The following is a 22068-nucleotide window of genomic DNA, read 5'->3' as shown; positions in this document are numbered from 1 at the left end:
GAAGAAGACGGAGGAACGGGATGATCCGACGGATGGGCCTGGCGGTTGCGGCTGCCTTGGCGCTTATGGGCGCCGGAATGGCCGCCGCGCAGCAGGGCAGCCCCTTCGCGCCCCGGATGATCGTCAATGACCGGGCGATCACCAATTTCGAGGTCGAGCAGCGCATCCGCTTCCTGCGGCTTCTGGGCAACCCGCCCCAGATCGAGAAGGTCGCGATGGACGGGTTGATCGACGACCGGCTGCGCATGGCCGAGGCCAGGAGGCTTGGCATCGCGATGACGCCCGAGCAGATCCAGGAAGGCATGGCGGAGTTTGCCTCGCGCGCCAACCTGACGACCGAGCAATTCGTGGCCGCCATCGGACAGGGCGGGGTCGAGGCCGAGACCTTCCGCGATTTCGTCGAGGCGGGGCTGGCCTGGCGCGAGGTGGTGCGCGCCCGTTTCGGACCGCGCGCCCAGATCACCGAGGCCGAGATCGACCGGGCGCTGGCGATCACCTCGCCGCGCGCGGCGGCGGCCGGTGCGCAGGTGCTGCTTTCGGAAATCGTGCTGCGCGCCGACACGCCGGAATTCCGCGCCGAGGCCGAGCGGCTGGTCCGCGAACTGCGCGGCTCGATCCGGGACGAAAGCACTTTCGCCGCCGCCGCGCGGCAACATTCCGTCTCGCGTTCGCGCGCCGAAGGCGGGCGGATGGGCTGGCTGCCGCTGACAAGCCTGCCGCCTGCGCTGGCCGGTCAGGTGCTGACACTACGGCCGGGCGAGGTGTCGGAACCGATCGAGCTTGAAAACGCCATCGCGCTGTTCCAGTTGCGCGCGCTGCGCGAAGGCGGCGCCGCCACGCCCGAGGCGGTATCGGTGGAATATGCGCGCTTCCTGATCCCGGGCGGCTCGCTGGCCGATGCGATGCGCGTGAGCGCCCGGGTGGATACCTGCGACGATCTTTACGGTGTCGCCAAGGGCCTGCCCGAGGAAAGGCTGCTGCGCGAGGTGCTGCCAGTGGCGCAGGTCCCGCAGAACGTGGCGCTGGAACTGGCGCGGCTTGACGAGGGCGAGGTGTCCTATGGCCTTTCGACGCCGCAAATGGCGGTGGTGCTGATGCTCTGCGCGCGCACGCCCGATCTGGGCGATGGCGAGGTCGACCGCGAGGCGGTGCGCCGTCAGCTTGTCAACCAGCGGCTGGGCGGGTACGCTGAAAGCTATCTTGCCGAGCTGAAGGCCGACGCGATCATCCGCGAACCATGACCGACCGCCCCATCGCGCTGAGCTGCGGCGAGCCCGCGGGCATCGGCCCCGAGATCGCCGCCAAGGCGTGGCGCACGCTTGGGGCGCGGTTGCCCTTTTTCTGGATCGGCGATCCCGCGCATCTGCCCGAGGGCACGCCGCATGCCGAGATCCACGCCCCCGAGGATGCGCTGCATGTCTCGGCCCGGGCGCTTCCGGTGCTGCGGCTGCCCTTCCCCGCCCCGGCCACGCCCGGCCGCCCCGCGGCCGAGAATGCGGCCTGCGTGATCGAGGCCATCGCACGGGGCGTTTCGCTGGTGCAGTCGGGCCATGCCGCCGCGCTGTGCACCGCGCCGATCAGCAAGCAGGCGCTGAAGGAAGGCGCGGGGTTTGCCCATCCCGGCCATACCGAATACCTGGCCCATCTGGCGGGGGTCGACCGGGTGGTGATGATGCTGGCCTGCGACAGCTTGCGCGTCGTGCCGGTGACGATCCACATTCCGCTGTCGGCGGTGCCCGCGGCGCTGGATGCGGCCCTTCTGGAACAGACGATCCGCATCACCCATGCCGCGCTGATCCGCGATTTCGGCATCGACGCGCCGCGGCTTGCGGTTGCCGGGCTGAATCCCCATGCCGGCGAGGGTGGCACGATGGGGCGCGCGGAAATCGACCTGATCGCCCCGGTGCTGGATCTGTTGCGCGCCGAGGGCTTCGCGCTGACCGGCCCGCTGCCCGCCGACACGATGTTCCATGCGGGCGCGCGGGCGGGCTATGATGCGGCGATCTGCATGTATCACGATCAGGCGCTGATCCCGATCAAGACGCTGGATTTCGCGGGCGGGGTGAATGTGACGCTGGGCCTGCCCTTCATCCGGACCTCGCCCGATCATGGCACCGCCTTTGACATCGCGGGCCAGGGCCGGGCCGATCCCTCCAGCCTGATCGCGGCGCTGGAGATGGCGCAGCGGATGGCGCGGGCACGCGCGTCGTGACCGGGTTCAGACGAGTGCAGAGGTGTCGCGGCCGTGAAACGCATCGCATGGACGGAACTTGCCGCCAGACGCATCGGCCTGCACGCCCGGGCGAGCCTGCTGTTCGTGGCCGTCCTGATCCAGAACGCGGAACAGGTGCTGTATCTGCCGGGCTGGCTGACCGCGCAGCGGCCGGATTTCGTCTGGCCGGGTCCGGCGCAATATGCGGTGGCGGCCGTTCTGATGACGCTGGTTGCGGCGGCTGTCGTGATTGTCGGCCAGCAGCGCCGCTTTGCCGTGGTGCATGCCTGGGCGCTGGCGATCCTGGCCGGGACGCTGGTGATGAGCGCGGCGGGCCATGTGCTGATGTCGGTGGCCACGCTGGGGGTGATGCCCGGCGTGGTGACGGGCGTGGCGCTGCTGGGGCCGGTCGCGCTGTGGGTGCTGACGGGGCTGGTCGCAGAGCGGCGTCTGTCGGCGCGGGGCGCGGCGATTGCCACGGGCATCGGCATCGTCGCCATGCCGCTGGCTTGGGGGGCGGCGCTGCGGCTGGCGGAACGGATGCTGGCGCAGGGGTGAGCGGATGAGCACGATTGACGGCCTGCCGCCACTGCGCGAGGTGATCGCGACGCATGGGCTTTCGGCGAAGAAGGCGCTGGGGCAGAATTTCCTGCTCGATCTGAACCTGACCGCCAAGATCGCGCGGGCGGCGGGCGATCTGTCGGGGGCGGATGTGCTGGAAATCGGCCCCGGCCCCGGCGGGCTGACCCGCGGGTTGCTGGCAAGCGGCGCGCGGCGGGTGCTGGCGGTCGAGAAGGATGCCCGCTGCCTGCCCGCGCTGGCCGAGATCGCGGCAGCGCATCCCGGGCGGCTGGATGTCGTCAATGCCGATGCGCTGGAAATCGACCCGCTGGCGCGGCTGACGCCACCGATCAAGGTGGTGGCAAACCTGCCCTATAACGTGGGCACCGAACTCCTGGTGCGCTGGCTGACCCCGCCCGTCTGGCCGCCCTTCTGGCAAAGCCTGACGCTGATGTTCCAGCGCGAGGTGGCGGAACGGATCGTGGCCGATCCGGGGTCCAAGGCTTACGGTCGGCTGGCGATCCTGGCGCAGTGGCGCTGCGAGGCGCGGATCGTGATGCGCCTGCCGCCCGAGGCGTTCACGCCCGCGCCCAAGGTGGCCTCGGCCGTGGTGCATCTGACCGCCCTGCCCGCGCCGCGCTTTCCGGCCGATCCGGCCGTGCTGGAACGGGTGGTGGCGGCGGCCTTCAACCAGCGGCGCAAGATGCTGCGGGCAAGCCTGAAGGGGCTGGCGCCGGATATCGAGGACCGGTTGAACGCCGTGGGCATCGCGCCGACCGAGCGGGCCGAACAGGTGTCAATCGAAGGGTTCTGCACCCTCGCCCGGGCGCTGGGGGGCTAGAAGGCAGCGTTCGGCCGACTGGAGGGGCTGGGGCGGCCTATTCGGCCGCCGGGGCCTGCTGTGCCGGGCTTTCGCCATCCTCGCGCGGTTTGGGTGCCCTGGGCTTGCGCGGGCGGCGCGGTTTTTCGGCGGGCCGCTCGGCCACCGGACGATCCTCGGCGGTTTCGACGGGGCGTTCCTCGGGGGTGTCGACGAGGGTGCTTTCGCCCTCATCGGTATCGTCAAGCTCGATGACTTCGGCCGCGCCATTGACCTGGTGATAGGCGGGCTCGTCGGCCATCATGTCGCGCCGGGGCTGATGCTCGCCCTCGGGCCGATCGTCGGTACGATCCTCGCGGCCCCGGTCGCGGCCCTGCTGGGCCTCGTGCTGTTCGCGGCGGGCGTCCTGCTCGCGCATCGCCTCGCCCAGAAGCCGTGTGTAATGCTCGGCGTGCTGCTGGAAATTCTCGGCCGCCACGCGGTCATTGCCAAGCTGGGCGTCGCGGGCAAGCTGATTGTATTTCTCGATGATCTGCTGCGGCGTGCCGCGGACCTTGCCCTCGGGGCCCGAACTGTCGAAGACCCGGTTGACAATATTGCCCATCGAGCGCTGACGGTTCGACTTGGAGCGCGAACGTGACTTGGATGGTCTCATGCGATTTCTGGTTTCCAGCCTTGTATTGGCGAATCCGGCAGGCCCTGCGCCGCGCGGGCGCCGAAGCCTCGTCCGTGTCCTGTCTGCCGACCTGTGTCTGGCTTGTGCTGCGCGGGAGCGCCGATCGGGTTCGTCCCGCGTCCCGTCCCGAGCCTGCGCGGCCTGAGTAAGCATGCCGCAAGCGCGCTGACAAGGGGAATTTACACCAAATGCGGCGTTTTGGCGAGGGGTGCGCGCGGCGCGCAACGTGGTTTTCGTCACGCCCCCGGTGCCGCGGCGCGGGCCTCGACCGCACGGTCACGTCTGTCCAGATCGGCATGGATCGCAACGATTTCAAGCCCCGCCCCTTGCAGCAAGGATGCAACCGCCGCCCCCTGGGTCGGGCCGATCTCGACGATCAGGCGCCCGCCCGGGTCCAGATGCGCCAAAGCGCCACGGGAAATGGCCCGATAGGCCGAAAGCCCGTCACCATCGTCGGTCAGGGCCTTGCGGGGTTCATGCGCCAGTTCCGGGGCGAGGCCGGGCATTTCCGCCGCCGCGATATAGGGCGGGTTCGACACGATCAGGTCGAAGCGCCCGGAAAGGCCCCCGAACCAGTCGGCCTGCACGAATTCGGCGCGCGCGATGCCCAGCGCCCGGGCGTTGTCGCGCGCGACGGCAAGGGCGGGTTCGGAAATGTCTGTGCCGATACCTTTGGAATCGGGGCGTTCGGCCAGCAGGGTCAAGAGGATGCAGCCCGACCCGGTGCCAAGGTCTAGCACGCGCGAAAAAGGCGCGGCCAGGGCGGCCTCGATCAGCGTCTCGGTTTCGGGGCGGGGGTCGAGCACGTCGGGGCAGACGCGGAATTCGCGGCCATAGAAAGCGCGGCTGCCGGTGATATGCGAGACGGGTTCGCGGGCGGCGCGACGGGCGATGGCGGTCCGGAACCGGGCAGCGGCCTCGGGCGGGAGGGGGTCGGGCAGGACCAGCGTCAGCCGACCGGGCGCGATCCCGAGGGCATGGGCCAGCAGGCGGCGGGCATCGCGGGGGGCGTCGGGGATGCCGGCCTCGGTCAGGGCCCGGACGGCCTCGGCCAGCGCCTGCCCGGCGGTCATCCTTCCATCTCGGCCAGCAGGCTGGCCTGATCGTCGGCGATCAGCGCGTCGATCACCTCGTCCAGATCGCCCTGCATCACCTGGTCCAGCCGGTAGAGCGTCAGGTTGATCCGGTGATCGGTCATCCGGCCCTGCGGGAAATTGTAGGTGCGGATGCGTTCGGAGCGGTCGCCCGAACCGACCTGCGACTTGCGCGTTGCGGCGCGGTCGGCGGCGGCCTTCTGGCGTTCCATGTCGTAAAGCCGCGCGCGCAGCACCGCCATGGCGATGGCGCGGTTCTGGTGCTGGGATTTCTCGGAACTCGTCACCACGATGCCGGTCGGCAGGTGGGTGATCCGCACGGCGGAATCGGTGGTGTTGACATGCTGCCCCCCTGCCCCCGAGGCGCGCATCGTGTCGATGCGGATATCGGTGGCGGGAATGTCGATATCGACCTCCTCGGCCTCGGGCAGGACGGCGACGGTGGCGGCCGAGGTGTGGATGCGCCCACCCGATTCCGTTTCGGGCACGCGCTGGACGCGATGCACGCCCGATTCGTATTTCAGCCGGGCAAAGACCCCCTCGCCCTGCACATTCGCCACGACCTCGCGGATGCCGCCCAGTTCGGTCTGGGATTCTTCGAGGATCGTGAATTTCCAGCCCCGCGCCTCGGCATAGCGCTGGTACATCCGCAGAAGATCGCCGGCGAACAGCGCCGCTTCCTCGCCCCCCGTTCCGGGGCGGATCTCGACGATGGCGGGGCGGGCGTCGGCGGCGTCGCGCGGCAGAAGCGCGACGCGCAGGGCCTGTTCCAGCTCGGGCAGGCGGGCGCGCAGCGTCGGCAGTTCGTCCTCGGCCAGCGCGCGCATCTCGGGGTCGGCCAGCATCGCCTCGGCTTGGGCGATTTCGTCCAGCAGATGGCGATAGGCGGCGATCTGCTCGGCCACCGGCTTGAGATCGGCATATTCGCGGCCCACCTGCGCGAAATCGCCGCCTGCGCCTTCGGCAAGCCGGGCTTCGAGGAATTCGAAGCGGCGGGTGATCTGGTCGAGTTTGTCGAGGGAAACCATGCCGCTCTGTCGCCCAGCGACGCGCCGCGGTCAAGGCCCGAGCCGGGCGCGTAACTGCTCTTGCCAGCGTGCGAGCCGCGCGGCGTTCACGCCCAGATCGGACTGCCCGAAGCGCGAGCGCGAGAACGCGGCCCAGGTCGCGCCATCGTCTTTCGGCAGGGCCTTGATCGAGATGTAGTCGGGAAATCCCATGATCCGCGAGCGCTGGACATAGGTCATCCACAGTTCTTCGGGGCTGCCCGCGATGCGGCTGGTGTTCGGCTCGGACAGCGCGACGGCCTCGATGGCGCGGGCCAAATCCTCAGGGCTGACGGCATAGGCGGGTGCGGTGCGGTCGCCGCCCTCGGGACGGACGAGGATCGCGTTGGGCGTGCCGGGCTTTTCGGCGGTCAGCGGGTCGACATGCCAGAGCGCCGGATCATCGGCCACCTTGCGGAAATAGACCGCCCCCGCGGCCGAGGCCAGCAGCAGGAGGATCACGAGATACATGAGTATTTTCATTTGCCTGCACCCCTTTCTTCGCGTTTTTTCCAGGCCCAGAGGCAGATCAGTTCGACCGCCACATGCGCCCCTGCGACGGCCGTGATGCCCGAGGGGTCGAAGGGCGGCGAGACCTCGACCACATCGCCGCCGACCATGTTCAGGCCCCTCAGCCCCCGCAGCATCGCCGCCGCCTGCGCGCTGGTCAGCCCGCCCCAGACCGGCGTGCCGGTGCCGGGCGCAAAGGCCGGGTCCAGCGCGTCGATATCGAAGCTGAGATAGGCGGGCGCCTCGCCCACCACCTGACGGATGCGGGCGACGGTGGCGGCGGGGCCGTTTTCATGGACGAAGGGGGCATCCAGAACCGTGATGCCCATCGGGTCGGGATTGTCGGTGCGGATGCCGATCTGCACGGATCGCGCGGGGTCGATCAGCCCCTCGCGCACCGCCTTGCGGAACATGGTGCCATGGTCGATCCGGTTCGGGCCACCATCCTCCCATGTGTCGGAATGGGCGTCGAACTGGACCAGCGCCAGGGGCCCGTGGCGCGCGGCATGGGCGCGCAGGATCGGCAGGGAAATCGAATGATCGCCGCCCAGCGCAATGCAGGCTGCACCGGCATCGAGGATACCCGCGACATGGGCCTGAAGCACCGCGGGGAAGTCGGACACGGTGGCATAGTCGAAGGCCAGATCGCCGTAATCGACGATGTCGAAATCCTCCAGCGGGTTGAAGCCCCAGCCATAGGGCGCGTCGCAGGCCTGAAGCACGCTGGCCTCGCGGATCGCCCTTGGCCCCAGCCGGGTGCCGGGGCGGTTGGTCACCGCCTGATCGAAGGGGATGCCGGTCACCGCCAGATCGACGCCCGCCAGATCCTTGGTCAGCGTGCGCCGCAGGAACGAGGTCACGCCGCCGAAGGCGTTTTCATAGGACAGCCCCCGGTGCCCCTGCCGGGTGATCGCGGTGTCCACCTGCCGTTTCGCGTCTTCGAGTACCATGCCGCCTCCGTTCGGGCGCCACGATACCGCCCCGCGCGCCGCTTGCCAGCCCTGCCTTTACATCCGCGCGCGCATTTGCCCAACTCCCCCCGCACGCCCCCAGCCGGAGATTGCCGATGCGCCCCGACGAATCCGATGCCCTGGTTCACGACCCAAGGGGCGGCATGCCCCGGCTGATCGAGATCATGCGACGGCTGCGCGACCCCGCGACCGGCTGCCCCTGGGATATCGAGCAGGATTTCGCGTCCATCGCGCCCTATACGATCGAGGAAGCCTATGAGGTGGCGGATGCCATCGCGCGCGAAGCCTGGGGCGAGTTGGAGGGCGAGTTGGGCGATCTGCTGTTGCAGACCGTCTATCACACGCAGATGGGGGCCGAACGGGGCCTGTTCGATTTCGACTCGGTCGCGAATGCGATTGCCGACAAGATGGTGGCGCGCCATCCGCATGTCTTCGGCAACGAGAGCCGCGACAAGAGTGCGGACCAACAGACAAGCGACTGGGAGGCGATCAAGGCGGCCGAGCGGGCGGGCAAGGCCGCGCATGGGGTGCTGGACGATGTGGCGCTGGCGCTGCCTGCGCTGACCCGCGCGGTCAAGTTGCAGAAGCGCGCGGCGCGGGTGGGATTCGACTGGCCCGAGATCGGCCAGGTCGTCGACAAGATCGCCGAGGAAGCCCATGAACTGGCCGAGGCGCGCGCGAGCATGACCGAGGCCGAGGTGGTCGAGGAATTCGGCGACATGCTGTTCGCCATCGCCAATCTGGCGCGTCACCTGAACCTTGACCCCGAGGAGGCGCTGCGCGCAACGAACGCGAAATTCACCCGCCGTTTCAATGCCGTGGAGGCCGCCCTTCGGGCACAGGGCAAGCGGCCCGAGGACTCGGATCTGGCCGAGATGGATGCGCTGTGGGAGGCGGCGAAGGCCGCCGAGCGGGCGCCCTGAGCGGCGGGCGGACCAATTTTCCGACAGAAACGATCATGTATTGACCTGACATTTTTTGTCGGATTTAACGGGGGCACGGGATCCGCCAAAGGACAGGAGATACCATGACTTTCCGCACCGCCCTGATGGCCAGCGTCGCCGCCGCCACGCTGGCCCCGGCCGTTCAGGCCGATGTCAACATCTATTCCTACCGCCAGCCCGAACTGATCCAGCCGCTGCTGGACGCCTTTACCGCCGAGACCGGGATCGCGACCAATGTGGCCTTTCTGGACAAGGGGCTGGTCGAACGGCTTCAGGCCGAGGGCGCGCGCAGCCCGGCCGACATCATCCTGACCGTCGACATCGCGCGGCTGTCCGAGGCGGTCGCGGGCGGCGTGACCCAGGCCGTCGAGAGCGAGGCGTTGTCCGCCAACATCCCCGAAGCGTTCCGCGACCCTGAAAACCATTGGTTCGGCGTGACGACGCGGGCGCGGATCGTCTATGCCTCGAAGGACCGCGTGGATCCGTCCGAGGCGACCACCTACGAGGATCTGGCCGATCCGAAATGGAAGGGCCGGATCTGCACCCGGTCGGGCACGCATGACTACAACCTCGCCCTTTTGTCGGCGGTGATCCATCACCATGGCGAGGAAGCCGCGAAGACCTGGGTCGCTGGCGTCAAGGCCAACCTTGCCCACAAGCCCGAAGGCAATGACCGCGCGCAGGTCAAGGCGATCTGGGCCGGGCAATGCGACATCTCGCTGGGCAACACCTATTACATGGGCCAGATGGTCGCCGATCCCGAACAGCAGGCTTGGGCGGACTCGGTCAATGTGCTGTTCCCGGTCTTCGAGAATGGCGGCACCCATGTGAACGTCTCGGGCGTGGCGATGACCAAGGCCGCGCCGAACCGCGAGGAAGCGTTGAAATTCATGGAATTCCTCGCCTCGCCCAAGGCGCAGGAAATCTATGCCGAGGTGAACAACGAATACCCCGTCGCGCCCGGCGCGCAGCCGTCGGCTCTGGTGGCAAGCTGGGGCGAATTCACCCCCGACGATGCCAACCTGATGGATCTGGCCAAGCTTCGGCCCGTGGCGCTGCGTCTGATGGAAGAAGTCGATTTCGACGGCTGACCCTCATGGCCGTCCGCCGCGGTCCCTCTGCGGGGCGGGGCTGCGGCACCGGCGCGGGCGCTTTACTTCTTCTGGCGCCCGCGCCAGTCTCTGCCGCGGATTTCCCCGGAGACCGCGATGCCCCGCAAGATCATCATCGACACCGATCCCGGCCAGGATGACGCCGTGGCGATCCTGCTGGCGCTGGCCAGCCCCGACGAGATCGAGGTGCTGGGGATCACCGCGGTCGCGGGCAATGTGCCGCTGGCGCTGACCCAGAAGAATGCGCGCATCGTCTGCGAACTGGCGGGGCGAGCGGATGTGCCGGTCTTTTCGGGCTGCGAGCGGCCGCTGAAACGCGCGCTGGTCACGGCCGAACATGTGCATGGCAAGACCGGGCTGGACGGGCCGGTGCTGCCCGACCCGACGATGCCCTTGCAGGACACCCATGCGGTCGAGTTCCTCATCCGGACGCTGCGGCGCGAGCCGGCGGGCAGCGTGACGCTCTGCCCGCTGGGGCCGCTGACGAATATCGCGACCGCGATGATGGCCGCGCCCGAGATCGTGCCGCGGATTGCCCAGATCGTGCTGATGGGCGGGGCCTATTTCGAGGTGGGCAACATCACCCCTGCGGCCGAGTTCAACATCCATGTCGATCCGGAAGCTGCTGAAATCGTGTTCGGTTCCGGCGTTCCGCTGACGGTGATGCCGCTCGATGTGACGCATAAGGCGCTGGTGACGCCCGCGCGCAACGCGGCGTTCCGGGGGCTTGGCACGCGGGTGGGAGTCGCGGTGGCCGAGATGACCGATTTCTTCGAGCGGTTCGACAAGGCGAAATACGGCTCGGACGGGGCGCCGCTGCATGATCCCTGCGTGACGGCCTATTTGCTGAAGCCGGAGCTGTTCACGGGGCGGCACATTAATGTCGAGATCGAGACCGAGGGGCGATTCACCGCGGGCATGACGGTGGCCGACTGGTGGGGCGTGACCGGCAAGGCGCCGAACGCGATGTTCATGGGGGATCTGGACGCGGACGGGTTCTTTGTGCTGCTGACCGAGCGCCTTGGGCGGCTGTGACCGGCGCCGCTTTGCCGGATGACCCCCATGGAAAATCCCGGCCTTGCGCTATGTTCAGCGCATGGCGCTGACGATCCCCTTCGACAATTCCTATGCCCGCCTGCCCGAGCGGTTCTTTGTGCGGCAGGCCCCTGTCCCGGTGCGCGCGCCCCGGCTGGTGATGCTGAACGCGCCGCTGGCGGCCGAGCTGGGGCTGGATGCCGGGGCGCTGGCCGCCGAGGGGGTGGAGATGCTGGCCGGAAACCGCCTGCCCGAGGGGGCCGAGCCGCTGGCGCAGGCCTATGCGGGCCATCAGTTCGGCGGCTTCGTGCCGCAACTGGGCGACGGTCGCGCGATCCTGCTGGGCGAGGTGGTGGCGCCTGACGGGCGGCGGTTCGATCTGCAACTCAAGGGGGCCGGGCGCACGGCGTTTTCGCGGATGGGCGACGGGCGGGCCTGGCTGGGGCCGGTGCTGCGGGAATATGTCGTCTCCGAGGCGATGCACGCGCTGGGCATCCCGACCACGCGCGCGCTGGCCGCGGTGACGACGGGCGAGGAGGTGATCCGCGAGGCGATCCTGCCCGGCGCGGTGCTGACAAGGGTGGCCGCAAGCCATATCCGCGTCGGCACCTTTCAGTTCTTCGCCGCCCGCCGCGATACCGAGGCGTTGCGCCTGCTGGCCGGGCATGCCATCGACCGCCACTATCCGCAGGCGGACGGTCCACTCGGGCTGTTGCAGGCGGTCATCGCGGCGCAGGCGCGGCTGGTGGCGCAATGGATGGGGGTCGGGTTCATTCATGGGGTGATGAACACCGACAATACCGCGATCTCGGGCGAGACCATCGATTTCGGCCCCTGCGCCTTCATGGATGGCTATCACCCGGACACGGTGTTCAGTTCGATCGACGCCTATGGCCGCTATGCCTATGCGCGACAGGCCGATATCGCTGCGTGGAACCTGGCGCAACTGGCCTCGGCGCTGGTGCCGCTGATCGACCCGGACGAGGAAACGGCCATTGCCCGGGCAACCGAGGCGATCCGCGCCTTTCCGGCGCTGTTCCGCGAGGGATGGCTTTCGGTGTTCCGGCCCAAGATCGGGCTTGCGGCGGCGGAACCGGGTGATGCCGAACTGATCCACCGGCTGCTGGACCTGATGGCGACGGAGCGGGCGGATTTCACCAATACATTCCGCGTGCTGGCCGAGGGTCAGGCGGGGGCCGGGCTGAAGAACCACGACGGTTTCAACGACTGGGCCGCGGAGTGGCGCGCGCGGTTGCGGCGCGAGGGGGTGACGGAGGCAGAGGCGGCTGCGCGGATGCGGGCGGCCAACCCGGCCCATATCCCGCGCAATCACCGGGTCGAGCAGGTGATCGCGGCCGCGGTCGCGGGCGATTTCGTACCGTTCAAAAGGCTGGTCGGGGTCACGGCGCGGCCCTTTGACGACCAGCCGGAGCATGCCGCCTATCGCGCGCCGCCCGAGCCCGGGGAGGAAGTGCGTCAGACCTTTTGCGGCACCTGAGCGCGCGGGGGGCGGTTGATAAGAACGATGCCGCAGGCCACCAGCACCAGCGCGCCCAGCACCGAGGCGCCGACATGCTCGCCCAGAAGCGCCCAGCCAAGGCCGACGCCGAAGACAGGGGTCAAGAAGCTGAAGCTGGCAACGCTGGCCGCCGGATAGCGGGCCAGAAGCCAGAGCCAGGCAACGAAGCCGAAGCTGACGATGACGACGATCTGGAAACCGAGGCCCCAGAGGTGCAGCGGCGCCAGATCGCGCAGCAGCGGGCCGAACAGGGGCGACAGCGCCAGCAGGATCGGCGCCGAGACCGCGACCTGCCAGAACAGCTGCATCTCGGGCGCGACGCGGTTGAGCGGTGTGGCGCGGGGCACAAAGCGCGATGCACGCCCAGCCCAGCGCCGCGCCCAGCGCGCAAAGATCGCCCGCCAGGCTGGCCTGTCCGCCCGGCCCGCCCCGGTCGAGGATCGCCCAGGACACACCGGCAAAGGCCAGCGCCAGACCCAGCGACTTGCGCCGGGTGAGGCGTTCGCCGGGCAGCAGGAAATGCCCCGCCAGCGCCAGCCAGACCGGCATCGAGTAGAAGATCACCGAGGTCCGGGTGACGGTGGTCAGGTCGAGCGCAAGGAACAGGAAGACGAATTCGACCGAGAACACGACCCCGATCAGAAGCCCCGCCCAGAGCGTGCCGGGCGCGATCCGGGGCGGCCGCCCCCGAAGCGTCATCCAGAGCCCGAGGATCAGCACCGCACCGGCCGAGCGCAGGCCCGCCCAGAAGACCGGCTGCAAGCCCTCGTTCACCATCTTGATGACGACCTGGTTGAAGGCCAGCAACATGGAAAAGCCGATCAGCGCCACTGCGCCGAAGGCGTCGATCTGCGTCTTGCGGTCCATGAGGCCCTCCTGCACCCCCCTTGCCGCCGCGCGGGGGGCGGGGTCAAGCCACAGGGGCTGTGCGAAAACCGGCAGGGCCGGGTTCTGGCGGCGTTTTCCGGCTGGCAGGACAGGACGCAATCGCCTAGAAAATCGGCCATCATGGGAAGCGAGGTGCCATGACCGACACCATCGAAACCCGCGCCGAGGCCAGGGGCCTGCGCATGACCGATCAGCGCCGGGTGGTGGCGCGAGTGCTGGAGGCCAGCGACGACCATCCCGATGTCGAGGAACTTTATGCCCGCGCCAGCGATGTCGATCCGCGGATCTCGCTGGCGACGGTCTATCGCACGGTCAAGCTGTTCGAGGAATCGGGCATCATCGAGCGGCTGGAGTTCGGCGACGGGCGGGCGCGCTACGAGGATGCCGAGCGCGACCATCACGATCATCTGATCGACCTGAACACCGGCGCGGTGATCGAGTTCTGCGACCCCGAGATCGAAGCCTTGCAGGAACGTATCGCGGAAAAGCTGGGCTATCGGCTCAAGGGCCACCGGCTGGAGCTTTACGGCGTGCCGATCCGCAAGGGCTGAGCCCCCTTCCCTCTGGCCCCTGCGCGGGGTAAGCCGGGGCGGACACCCCCGACCGGATTCCCCCCGATGGACAACATGCGCGGCATCGCGCTGATGGTGGCCGCGATGGCCGCCTTTGCGCTGGAAGACATGTTCGTGAAAAGTGCCGCCGCCACGCTGCCGGTGGGCCAGATCCTTGCGATGCTGGGCGCGGGCGGTGCGGTGATCTTCGGCGTGATGGCGCTGGCGCGCGGGCAACGGCTGTGGTCGCGCGTGCTGCTGACACGGCCGGTCCTTTTGCGCAATCTGGGCGAGGTTTCGGGCACGCTGGGCTTTGTCTATGCCATTGCGCTGACGCCGCTTTCGACGGCTTCGGCGATCTTGCAGGCGACGCCGCTGGTGGTGACGCTGGGGGCTGCGCTGTTCATGGGCGCGCAGGTCGGCTGGCGGCGCTGGGTCGCGATTCTGGTCGGGCTTTGCGGGGTTCTGCTGATCATCCGACCGGGACTTGAGGGGTTCCAGCCCGCCTCGCTGTTTGCGGTGCTGGGGGTGTTCGGGCTGGCGCTGCGCGATCTGGCCACGCGGGCAACACCGCGCAGCGTCTCTTCGCTGCAATTGTCGGCCTATGGCTTCGGGATGCTGGTGCCGCTGGGTCTGTTGGTGATGGCGGTCGAGCGGGGGCCGGTGGCGCTGGACGCGCCGCTTGCGGGGCTGATGGCGGGTGCGCTGGTGCTGGGAGTGGCGGGCTATTACGCCATCGTCGAGGCGATGCGGGTGGGCGAGGTCGCGGTGGTCACGCCGTTCCGCTACACGCGGCTTGTCTTTGCGCTGGGGATCGGGGTCGTGGTCTTCGGCGAGCGGCCCGATGCGGCGACCCTGTGCGGGGCGGCGATCATCATCGGCTCGGGGCTCTATACGCTGTGGCGGGAACGCGCACTTTCCAAGGCCCGCGCCCGGCGCTAGAAGACGCGCGAGTGTGCAGTCGCAGCAAGGGAAGGACGCCCGCCCATGAGCACCATCATCGACATCATCGGCCGCGAGATTCTCGACAGCCGGGGCAATCCCACCGTCGAGGTGGATGTGATCCTCGAAGACGGCACGATGGGCCGGGCCGCCGTGCCCTCGGGCGCCTCGACCGGCGCGCATGAGGCGGTGGAACGGCGCGACGGCGACAAGGCGCGCTATCTGGGCAAGGGCGTGCTGGAGGCGGTGGCCGCCGTCAATGGCGAGATCGCCGAGGCGCTGGTGGGCATGGACGCGACCGAGCAGGTCGCCCTGGACCAGACGATGATCGAACTGGACGGGACCGACAACAAGGGCCGTCTGGGCGCGAACGCGATCCTGGGCGTGTCGCTGGCCGCGGCCAAGGCGGCGGCGGATTACACCAGCCAGCCGCTTTACCGCTATGTCGGCGGCACCTCGGCGCGGGTGCTGCCGGTGCCGATGATGAACATCATCAATGGCGGCGAACATGCCGACAACCCGATCGACATCCAGGAATTCATGATCATGCCGGTCAGCGCGGGCAATATCCGCGATGCGGTGCGGATGGGATCCGAGGTGTTCCACACGCTGAAAAAGGAACTGTCGGCCGCGGGCCACAATACCGGCATCGGCGACGAGGGCGGCTTTGCGCCCGCGCTGAACTCCACCCGCGAGGCGCTGGATTTCATCCTGAAAAGCATCGACAAGGCGGGCTACAAGGCGGGCGAGGATATCTACCTCGCGCTTGACTGCGCCTCGACCGAGTATTTCCGCGATGGCCGGTATGAGATGGCGGGCGAAGGGCTGTCGCTGTCGGCGGCCGAGAATGTGGACTATCTGGCCAAGCTCTGCGCCGATTATCCGATCATCTCGATCGAGGATGGCTGCGCCGAGGATGACTGGGACGGCTGGAAACTGCTGACCCAGGCGCTGGGCGACAAGGTGCAACTGGTCGGCGACGATCTGTTCGTGACCAACCCCGCGCGGCTGGCCGAGGGGATCAGGGCCGGTGTCGCGAACTCGATGCTGGTGAAGGTGAACCAGATCGGCAGCCTGACCGAGACGCTGGCGGCCGTCGATATGGCGCATCGGGCGCGCTATACCAATGTCATGTCGCACCGTTCGGGCGAGACCGAGGATGCAACCATCGCCGATCTGGCGGTGGCGACGAATTGCGGGCAGATCAAGACCGGCTCGCTGTCGCGCTCGGACCGGCTGGCGAAATACAACCAGTTGATCCGGATCGAGGAAATGCTGGGCGAAACGGCGGTCTATGCGGGCCGGTCGATCCTGAAATGAGGCATTGGCGCCCGCTGGTGCCGGCGGGCGCGCGCCCTCAGACCGGCAGGCGGTAGACGCCGTAGGCGCAATCGCGGCTGGTCAGGGCGGCGATCAGGGCGCAGCCATCCGCCGTCGGGCGGCCCTGTTCGTCGATCCAGCCGCGGCTGAGCGCGGCCTGTTCCAGCCGCTCGCCCGCCTGCACCGCGCAGAAGCGGGTGAAGCCCAGGATGCGCGAGGCAATATCCTCGGCGCTGAGAGGGGGCGGCGCGTCGGCGATCTGTGCCGCGTCTTCGGTGCCGTCCGGTTGCCGTGCATCCATATCCATCTTTTTCATCCTTCGCGCCGTCCTGCCCCGCACGGATCCCGGGCCATCCGCCCGAGAGACCGCCTGTTGCCCGAAATGCTGCGCCGCAGCAAGAGAGTCGCGCATATAATTCTGCAATGCAGCATATCCTGGCGGAGGAAATGTCGCTTTTCATGACGGCAAGATGGCGTTTTCGGCAAACTTCCAGTAAATCGAGCACATTGCAGCGCCGCGCCGGGCGGCCGGAGGGGCGCCATGACCGCCGACGAGATCATCACATTGCTGGGCTTGCAGCCCCATCCCGAGGGCGGATGGTATCGCGAGACATGGCGTGCGGGGGCCGAAGGCGGCGCGCGGCCCATGGGCACCGCGATCTATTACATGCTGGCCGAAGGGCAGCAGAGCCATTGGCACCGGGTCGATGCCGCCGAGATCTGGCATTTCCATGCGGGGGCGCCGCTGGAGTTGCGGATCGCCGAAAGTGCCGATGGTCCGGCGGTGGCGCATCGACTGGGTGTCGACCTTGCGGCGGGCGAACGGCCGCAGATCCTGGTGCCCGCCCATCACTGGCAGGCGGCGCGCCCGCTGGGCGGCTGGACGCTGGTCGGCTGCACGGTCAGCCCCGGATTCAGCTTCGACGGGTTCGAGATGGCGCCGCCCGGCTTCGATATTCCGGCTGCGGCGGGCTGAGCCTCAGGCCGCCCGCGACGGGCGGCTGACGATACCGCCCCCCACCGCCGCCGCAACGCCCGTGGTCGCGGGACAGGAGGTCGGCAACCCGCGCGCCACCCGGACCGCCAGATAGGCAAACGCCTGCGCCTCGAGCATGTCGCCATCCAGCCCCACCGCCTCGACCGGATCGACCGGCAGGCCGCTGCGCGCGGCAAGCATGGCCATCATCACCGGGTTCAGCCGCCCGCCCCCGGTGACAAGCAGCCGGTCGGGCCGCGTCGGACAATGGTCAAGCCCGGCGGCAACCGCAGCGGCGGCCGCGGCGGTCAGCGTGGCGGCAGCATCGGCGTCGGAGAGGTCGGCCACCTGTGCCGAGAGCGTGGAAAAATCGTTCCGGTCCAGAGATTTGGGCGGCATCCGCCGGAAATGCGAATGGGCAAGGAAGGCCGCGATCACGGCCTCGTCCACCCGGCCGGATGCAGCCAGCGCCCCGTCGCGGTCGCACCCCTGCCCCAGCCGCGCCCGCACCAGATCGTCGATCGGCGCATTCGCAGGGCCCGTGTCAAAGGCCAGCAGCGCGCCCGGGGCGTCGGGCCGATCAAGCCGGGGATCGACCCAGGTCAGGTTGCCCACGCCACCCAGATTGACAAAGGCCAAGGGCGCCCGCGCGCCGATCCATTTCGCACAGGCGAAGTGGAAGAACGGGGCCAGCGGCGCCCCCTGCCCGCCCAGCCGGATATCGGCCGAGCGGAAATCCCACACCACCGGCAGGCCCAGCACCTCGGCCAGCACACGGCCAGAGCCCACCTGATGCGTGCCCCGCCCCTGCGGGTCATGCGCCAGCGTCTGGCCGTGAAAGCCCGCAATGGCCAGATCGGAGAACCGCGCCATCACCTCGGCATGGGCGGTCTCGACGATCTCGGCGGCCTCATCCACCCCCGTCTCGCCCGGCCAGCGGCCCAGGGCTGCGGCCAGCACGGCGCGTTCCGCGGGCGCATAGGGGCGATAGGCGGTTTCGCCGAAGCCCATGATCGCCTCGCCATCGGTCAGCAGGACGGCGGCATCCACGCCGTCAAGCGAGGTGCCCGACATCGTGCCCAGCGCGCGCACCGGCCCCGGTTTCAACATCGGCTTTCCCTTCTGCGGCCTGCCCGATATATCACTGGCCAAATCCATCCCAGGGGACAAGAGGCGATGACCTACCACCCGAAATCGGACTTCCTGCGCGTGATGATCGAGCGCGGCTACATGGCCGACTGCACCGATTATCAGGCCCTCGACGAGGCGCTGAGCAACGGGGTGGTGACCGCCTATATCGGCTATGACGCCACGGCAGCCTCGCTGCATGTGGGGCATCTGCTGAACATCATGATGCTGCGCTGGCTGCAAAGGACCGGGCACAAGCCGATCACGCTGATGGGCGGCGGCACGACCAAGGTGGGCGATCCGTCCTTCCGCTCGGACGAACGCCCGCTCTTGGGCCCCGACCAGATCGACGCCAATATCGCGGGCATGAAGCAGGTCTTCGGCAAGTATCTGGACTATGGCGCGGGGCCGACCGACGCGCTGATGCTGAACAATGCCGAATGGCTGGACAGCCTGAACTACCTGGATTTCCTGCGCGATATCGGGCGGCATTTCTCGGTCAACCGGATGCTGTCCTTCGAATCCGTGAAATCGCGGCTGGATCGCGAGCAGTCGCTGTCCTTCCTCGAATTCAACTACATGATCCTTCAGGCCTATGACTTCCTGGAGCTGAACCGCCGCTATGGCTGCCGGTTGCAGATGGGCGGGTCGGACCAGTGGGGCAATATCGTCAACGGCATCGACCTGACGCGGCGCATCCTCGATCACGAGGTCTACGGGCTGACCTCGCCGCTGCTGACCACGGCGGACGGCGCCAAGATGGGCAAGAGTGCGGGCGGCGCGGTCTGGCTGAATGCCGAGATGCGCTCGCCTTACGAGTTCTGGCAATTCTGGCGCAACACGGCCGACGCCGATGTGGGCCGCTTCCTGCGGCTTTACACCGAATTGCCGCTCGACGAATGCAACCGGCTGGGTGCATTGGAAGGGGCCGAGATCAACGCGGCCAAGATCGTCCTGGCCAATGCGGTGACGACGCTCTGCCACGGGGCCGAGGCTGCCGAAACGGCCGAGGCCACCGCGCGCGAGGTGTTCGAGAAGGGCGGGCTGGGCGAGGATTTGCCCACGCTTGCGCTGAGTGCCACAGAGATCGCAGAGGGCATCCCGGTAGTGCAGCTCATCACCCGGGCGGGGCTGGCGAAATCCGGCAAGGAGGCCAAACGGCTGATCGCCGAAGGCGGCGCGCGGCTGAATGACGAATTGCTGTCCGATGCCGGGCTGATGATCGACGCCGCGATGCTGGCCGAGCCGATCAAGCTGTCGGCCGGCAAGAAGCGCCACGCGCTGGTCCGGCTGGCAGGCTGAGGGCGGCCCGGGTACACCCACCTCTGCCCGCCGCATCTTCTTCTTGGCCAAAATACCCCGGGGGGTCGCGGGGGGCAGCGCCCCCCGCGCGGGTCGCCGTGCGCAAGCACGGCGAAACCCGAAGCAGCCCGGCTCAGCCGATCAGCCAGCGCAGAATCTCGACCAGCCCCATCAGGCCCGCCAGCGGCAGCGTGACCGCAAGCGCCAGCCACAGCGCCCCCGCGCGGGTGGGCCGGGGGGGCGGGGCGTGGATGCCCATGACGGTCTTGCGGGGCTTGGCCATGGCGCCGTTTACCATGCCTTAGCTTGTCTCATGGTTAACAGGGGCATGACGATCACCTGGACCGAGGCCAACCTGCCCAACCCGCCCGAAGGCGCGGATCTGCCGATGCAGCAGCATCCGACCCATGGCGCAGTCTGTGCCGCGCTGGGCCGCGCGGTCTATTGGCTGGAATGGCGTGACGGCAGGCGGGTGATGGCCACGGCGCAGGTGCTGCGACGGGACTGGCCGCTGATCGGCGGGGTGGCGCTGGTCTCGCGCGGGCCGGTCCTTGCGCCCGGTTTGCCGACCGAAACCGCGCGGGACGCGCTTGCGGCGTTGATCGCCACACTGCGGGCCGGGCATCGGGGGGTGATCGTGACGCCCGAGCCGGTGGCGGGGGCCGATCCGATGGCGGGCGGGCCGTGGCTTTCCATGATGACGGGGGGCCATGTGGCACGGCTGTCGCTGGCGCCCGGGCTCTGCGCGCTGCGCGCGGGGCTGCATCAGAAATGGCGCAACCGGCTGCGGCGGGCCGAATCGGGGGGGCTGGCCGTGGCCGAAACCGCCCTGCCCGACGATCCCGGCCATTGGCTGTTGCGCGAGGAAGCGGCGCAGGCGCGCGCACGCCGCTATGGCCGCCTGCCGCCCGCCTATGCGCTGGCCTGGGCGCTGGCTGGCGAAACGCTGCTGGTCAGCGCCCAGGCCGGGGACAGGTCGATTGCGGGGATGCTGTTCCTGATCCACCGCCCCTGGGCAAGCTATCATCTGGGTTGGAGTTCGCCCGAGGGGCGTGCGGCGAATGCCCATACGCTGCTGTTGTGGCGCGCGATGATCGCGCTCAAGGCGCGCGGTATTGCGGCACTGGAGCTCGGGTTGCTCGACACGGAAACCGCGCCCGATCTGGCGCGGTTCAAGCTGGGCACGGGCGCAGCAGCGGTGCCACTGGGGGCAAGCTGGCTGGATGCGCCGGGCAGCCGGGCGGTGGCGGCCCTGGCCCGGGCCGCCGCCTTGCCGCTGCGCAGGCTCAGTCGGTGACGGTCACCTTCACCATCCGGTCGGGCTGGCCCGTGACCGCGCCATTGCGCCCGGTGCCGCGCTTGATCGCGTCGACAACCTCCATCCCCGACCGGACCTGACCAACCACGGTATATTGGCCGTTCAGATGCGGCGCGGGCGCGAACATGATGAAGAATTGCGAATTGGCACTGTCGGGATCGGTGGCGCGCGCCATGCCGATCACGCCGCGCTCGAAGGGCCGGTCCGAAAACTCGGCAGCGAGGTTGGACTGATCCGACCCGCCCATGCCCGCGCGGCGCATGTCCGAACCGAGTTTGCCGAATTCCACATCGCCGGTCTGGGCCATGAAGCCGTCGATCACCCGATGGAACACCACATCGTCATACGCCCCGGCCCGGGCCAGTTCGGTGATCCGCGCCACATGATTGGGCGCGACATCCTCGAACAGGTCGATCACGATCCGGCCATTCGCCCCCTCGCCCGCCACCTCGATCTGAAGGCCGGTGGCGGCCGCCGGACCGGCGGCGAGCATCAGCGCAAGGATCAGGTTACGCATCGGCCGCCACCTTGACGCTGAGCATCCGGTCGGGATTGGCAGGCGGCTCGCCGCGGGTGATGGCATCGACATGCTCCATCCCCTCGATGACGCGGCCATAGACAGTGTACTGCCCGTTCAGGAAATGGTTGTCGGTGAAGTTGATGAAGAATTGCGAATTCGCCGAGTTGGGATTGGACGAGCGCGCCGCCCCCAGCGTGCCGCGGTCATGCGGCAGTTTCGAGAATTCGGCCGGCAGATCGGGCAGGTCGGACCCGCCGGTGCCCGCCCGGCGCAGGTTGAAATCCTTTTCGGCATTGCCGTTCTCGACATCGCCGGTCTGCGCCATGAAGCCGTCGATCACGCGGTGGAACACCACGTTGTCATAGGCGCCAGCGCGGGCAAGTTCCTTCATCCGCTCGCAATGTTTCGGCGCCACGTCGGGCAACAGTTCGATGACGACGCGCCCGCCCTTCAGTTCCATCACGATGGTATTCTCGGGGTCCATGATCTCGGCCATCTGCGCCTCCTGCTGCGTGGGAATTTGCCGCGGACCCTAGTGCGACGGTTTGCCGATGAAAAGGGTCTTCGCGGAACCGAGCATTGACCTTGCCACCCGGTTCGGGCGATCTAGCGCCAACCTGAAC

The 22068-nt window shown here is 68.4% G+C and carries 24 protein-coding genes and 1 pseudogene; 14 read left to right on the top strand and 11 right to left on the bottom strand.

Annotated elements, in window-relative coordinates; genetic code table 11:
* Positions 1-20 precede the first annotated feature (20 nt).
* The 4 genes from GH815_RS00600 to rsmA are packed head-to-tail and all read left to right on the top strand — an operon-like array spanning position 21 to position 3614.
* Positions 21-1241 carry a peptidylprolyl isomerase gene (locus GH815_RS00600; protein WP_153746796.1) on the top strand — a complete coding sequence of 407 codons (1221 nt, stop codon included), beginning with the start codon at positions 21-23 and terminating at the stop codon, positions 1239-1241.
* The gene (gene pdxA, locus GH815_RS00595) at positions 1238-2212 is read left to right on the top strand and encodes a 4-hydroxythreonine-4-phosphate dehydrogenase PdxA (protein ID WP_153746795.1); all 975 of its coding nucleotides are present in this window, start codon (positions 1238-1240) and stop codon (positions 2210-2212) included. Before GH815_RS00600 ends, pdxA begins: the two co-directional genes overlap by 4 nt.
* 33 nt (positions 2213-2245) lie before the next feature.
* Positions 2246-2770 (top strand): HXXEE domain-containing protein, encoded by a 525-nt coding sequence (locus tag GH815_RS00590; protein ID WP_153746794.1) that lies wholly within the window; start codon positions 2246-2248, stop codon positions 2768-2770.
* A gap of 4 nt (positions 2771-2774) precedes the next feature.
* On the top strand, positions 2775-3614 hold the full coding sequence (rsmA, locus tag GH815_RS00585; protein WP_153746793.1) for a 16S rRNA (adenine(1518)-N(6)/adenine(1519)-N(6))-dimethyltransferase RsmA: 840 nt from the start codon (positions 2775-2777) through the stop codon (positions 3612-3614).
* Between the two features lie 37 nt (positions 3615-3651).
* On the opposite strand, the gene GH815_RS00580 is transcribed toward rsmA, so the two are convergent.
* The 5 genes from GH815_RS00580 to speB form a co-directional block, all read right to left on the bottom strand.
* Positions 3652-4248 carry a DUF4167 domain-containing protein gene (locus tag GH815_RS00580; RefSeq protein WP_153746792.1) on the bottom strand — a complete coding sequence of 199 codons (597 nt, stop codon included), beginning with the start codon at positions 4246-4248 and terminating at the stop codon, positions 3652-3654.
* A 257-nt stretch (positions 4249-4505) separates the two neighbouring features.
* Positions 4506-5342, bottom strand: coding sequence for a peptide chain release factor N(5)-glutamine methyltransferase (gene prmC / locus GH815_RS00575; RefSeq protein WP_153746791.1), 837 nt, complete (start codon positions 5340-5342; stop codon positions 4506-4508).
* Complete coding sequence (prfA, locus tag GH815_RS00570; protein WP_153746790.1) at positions 5339-6391, bottom strand: peptide chain release factor 1; 1053 nt, start codon at positions 6389-6391, stop codon at positions 5339-5341. The genes prmC and prfA overlap by 4 nt, the downstream gene beginning before the upstream one ends.
* A gap of 30 nt (positions 6392-6421) precedes the next feature.
* Positions 6422-6892 (bottom strand): DUF1499 domain-containing protein, encoded by a 471-nt coding sequence (locus GH815_RS00565; protein WP_153746789.1) that lies wholly within the window; start codon positions 6890-6892, stop codon positions 6422-6424.
* On the bottom strand, positions 6889-7869 hold the full coding sequence (gene speB, locus GH815_RS00560; RefSeq protein ID WP_153746788.1) for an agmatinase: 981 nt from the start codon (positions 7867-7869) through the stop codon (positions 6889-6891). The genes GH815_RS00565 and speB overlap by 4 nt, the downstream gene beginning before the upstream one ends.
* Positions 7870-7985: 116 nt before the next feature.
* Between speB and mazG the strand changes: the two genes are divergently transcribed.
* The 4 genes from mazG (at position 7986) to GH815_RS00540 (ending at position 12479) form a co-directional block, all read left to right on the top strand.
* Positions 7986-8813, top strand: a complete 828-nt coding sequence (mazG, locus tag GH815_RS00555) for a nucleoside triphosphate pyrophosphohydrolase (RefSeq protein WP_153746787.1) — start codon at positions 7986-7988, stop codon at positions 8811-8813.
* Between the two features lie 125 nt (positions 8814-8938).
* Entirely contained in the window at positions 8939-9925 is a 987-nt protein-coding gene (locus GH815_RS00550) for a Fe(3+) ABC transporter substrate-binding protein (RefSeq protein WP_407072150.1), read from the top strand.
* Between the two features lie 117 nt (positions 9926-10042).
* Positions 10043-10981: a nucleoside hydrolase gene (locus GH815_RS00545; RefSeq protein ID WP_153746785.1), complete on the top strand. Its 939-nt coding sequence runs from the start codon at positions 10043-10045 to the stop codon at positions 10979-10981.
* 61 nt (positions 10982-11042) lie between these two features.
* Complete coding sequence (locus tag GH815_RS00540; protein WP_153746784.1) at positions 11043-12479, top strand: protein adenylyltransferase SelO; 1437 nt, start codon at positions 11043-11045, stop codon at positions 12477-12479.
* Here GH815_RS00540 and GH815_RS00535 read toward each other — a convergent pair.
* Positions 12458-13367, bottom strand: a pseudogene (locus tag GH815_RS00535) (DMT family transporter). The gene GH815_RS00540 and the pseudogene GH815_RS00535 sit on opposite strands and share 22 nt — an antisense overlap.
* Before the next feature lie 158 nt (positions 13368-13525).
* Here GH815_RS00535 and GH815_RS00530 point away from each other — a divergent pair.
* The 3 genes from GH815_RS00530 to eno all read left to right on the top strand — a co-directional run bounded on the left by GH815_RS00530 (position 13526) and on the right by eno (position 16201).
* Positions 13526-13939, top strand: coding sequence for a Fur family transcriptional regulator (locus GH815_RS00530; protein WP_153746783.1), 414 nt, complete (start codon positions 13526-13528; stop codon positions 13937-13939).
* Positions 13940-14005: 66 nt separating this feature from the next.
* The gene (locus tag GH815_RS00525; RefSeq protein WP_153746782.1) at positions 14006-14881 is read left to right on the top strand and encodes a DMT family transporter; all 876 of its coding nucleotides are present in this window, start codon (positions 14006-14008) and stop codon (positions 14879-14881) included.
* A 45-nt stretch (positions 14882-14926) separates the two neighbouring features.
* Complete coding sequence (gene eno, locus GH815_RS00520; protein WP_153746781.1) at positions 14927-16201, top strand: phosphopyruvate hydratase; 1275 nt, start codon at positions 14927-14929, stop codon at positions 16199-16201.
* Positions 16202-16238: 37 nt separating this feature from the next.
* On the opposite strand, the gene GH815_RS00515 is transcribed toward eno, so the two are convergent.
* Complete coding sequence (locus GH815_RS00515; protein ID WP_153746780.1) at positions 16239-16508, bottom strand: hypothetical protein; 270 nt, start codon at positions 16506-16508, stop codon at positions 16239-16241.
* Positions 16509-16742: 234 nt separating this feature from the next.
* Between GH815_RS00515 and GH815_RS00510 the strand changes: the two genes are divergently transcribed.
* Positions 16743-17177, top strand: coding sequence for a cupin domain-containing protein (locus GH815_RS00510; protein ID WP_153746779.1), 435 nt, complete (start codon positions 16743-16745; stop codon positions 17175-17177).
* A 3-nt stretch (positions 17178-17180) separates the two neighbouring features.
* On the opposite strand, the gene GH815_RS00505 is transcribed toward GH815_RS00510, so the two are convergent.
* Positions 17181-18287, bottom strand: a complete 1107-nt coding sequence (locus tag GH815_RS00505) for an anhydro-N-acetylmuramic acid kinase (protein WP_153746778.1) — start codon at positions 18285-18287, stop codon at positions 17181-17183.
* 66 nt (positions 18288-18353) lie between these two features.
* Here GH815_RS00505 and tyrS point away from each other — a divergent pair, with 66 nt between their 5' ends.
* Positions 18354-19607 (top strand): tyrosine--tRNA ligase, encoded by a 1254-nt coding sequence (tyrS, locus tag GH815_RS00500; RefSeq protein ID WP_153746777.1) that lies wholly within the window; start codon positions 18354-18356, stop codon positions 19605-19607.
* 133 nt (positions 19608-19740) lie between these two features.
* Here tyrS and GH815_RS00495 read toward each other — a convergent pair whose 3' ends face one another.
* Complete coding sequence (locus GH815_RS00495) at positions 19741-19890, bottom strand: hypothetical protein (protein ID WP_170290266.1); 150 nt, start codon at positions 19888-19890, stop codon at positions 19741-19743.
* A gap of 45 nt (positions 19891-19935) precedes the next feature.
* On the opposite strand from GH815_RS00495, the gene GH815_RS00490 reads away from it, so the two are divergent.
* Positions 19936-20904 (top strand): GNAT family N-acetyltransferase, encoded by a 969-nt coding sequence (locus GH815_RS00490; protein WP_153746775.1) that lies wholly within the window; start codon positions 19936-19938, stop codon positions 20902-20904.
* Here the strand turns inward: GH815_RS00490 and GH815_RS00485 are convergent.
* Positions 20894-21442: a peptidylprolyl isomerase gene (locus GH815_RS00485; protein ID WP_153746774.1), complete on the bottom strand. Its 549-nt coding sequence runs from the start codon at positions 21440-21442 to the stop codon at positions 20894-20896. The genes GH815_RS00490 and GH815_RS00485 overlap by 11 nt on opposite strands.
* Positions 21435-21941 (bottom strand): peptidylprolyl isomerase, encoded by a 507-nt coding sequence (locus GH815_RS00480; RefSeq protein ID WP_153746773.1) that lies wholly within the window; start codon positions 21939-21941, stop codon positions 21435-21437. Before GH815_RS00480 ends, GH815_RS00485 begins: the two co-directional genes overlap by 8 nt.
* Positions 21942-22068 lie beyond the last annotated feature (127 nt).

It is taken from the genome of Rhodovulum strictum (genome assembly GCF_009649175.1).
Lineage (GTDB): Bacteria > Pseudomonadota > Alphaproteobacteria > Rhodobacterales > Rhodobacteraceae > Rhodovulum > Rhodovulum strictum.
Note: the sequence above shows the minus strand (reverse complement) of the source record. Positions and strands in the feature narration are given on the sequence as shown.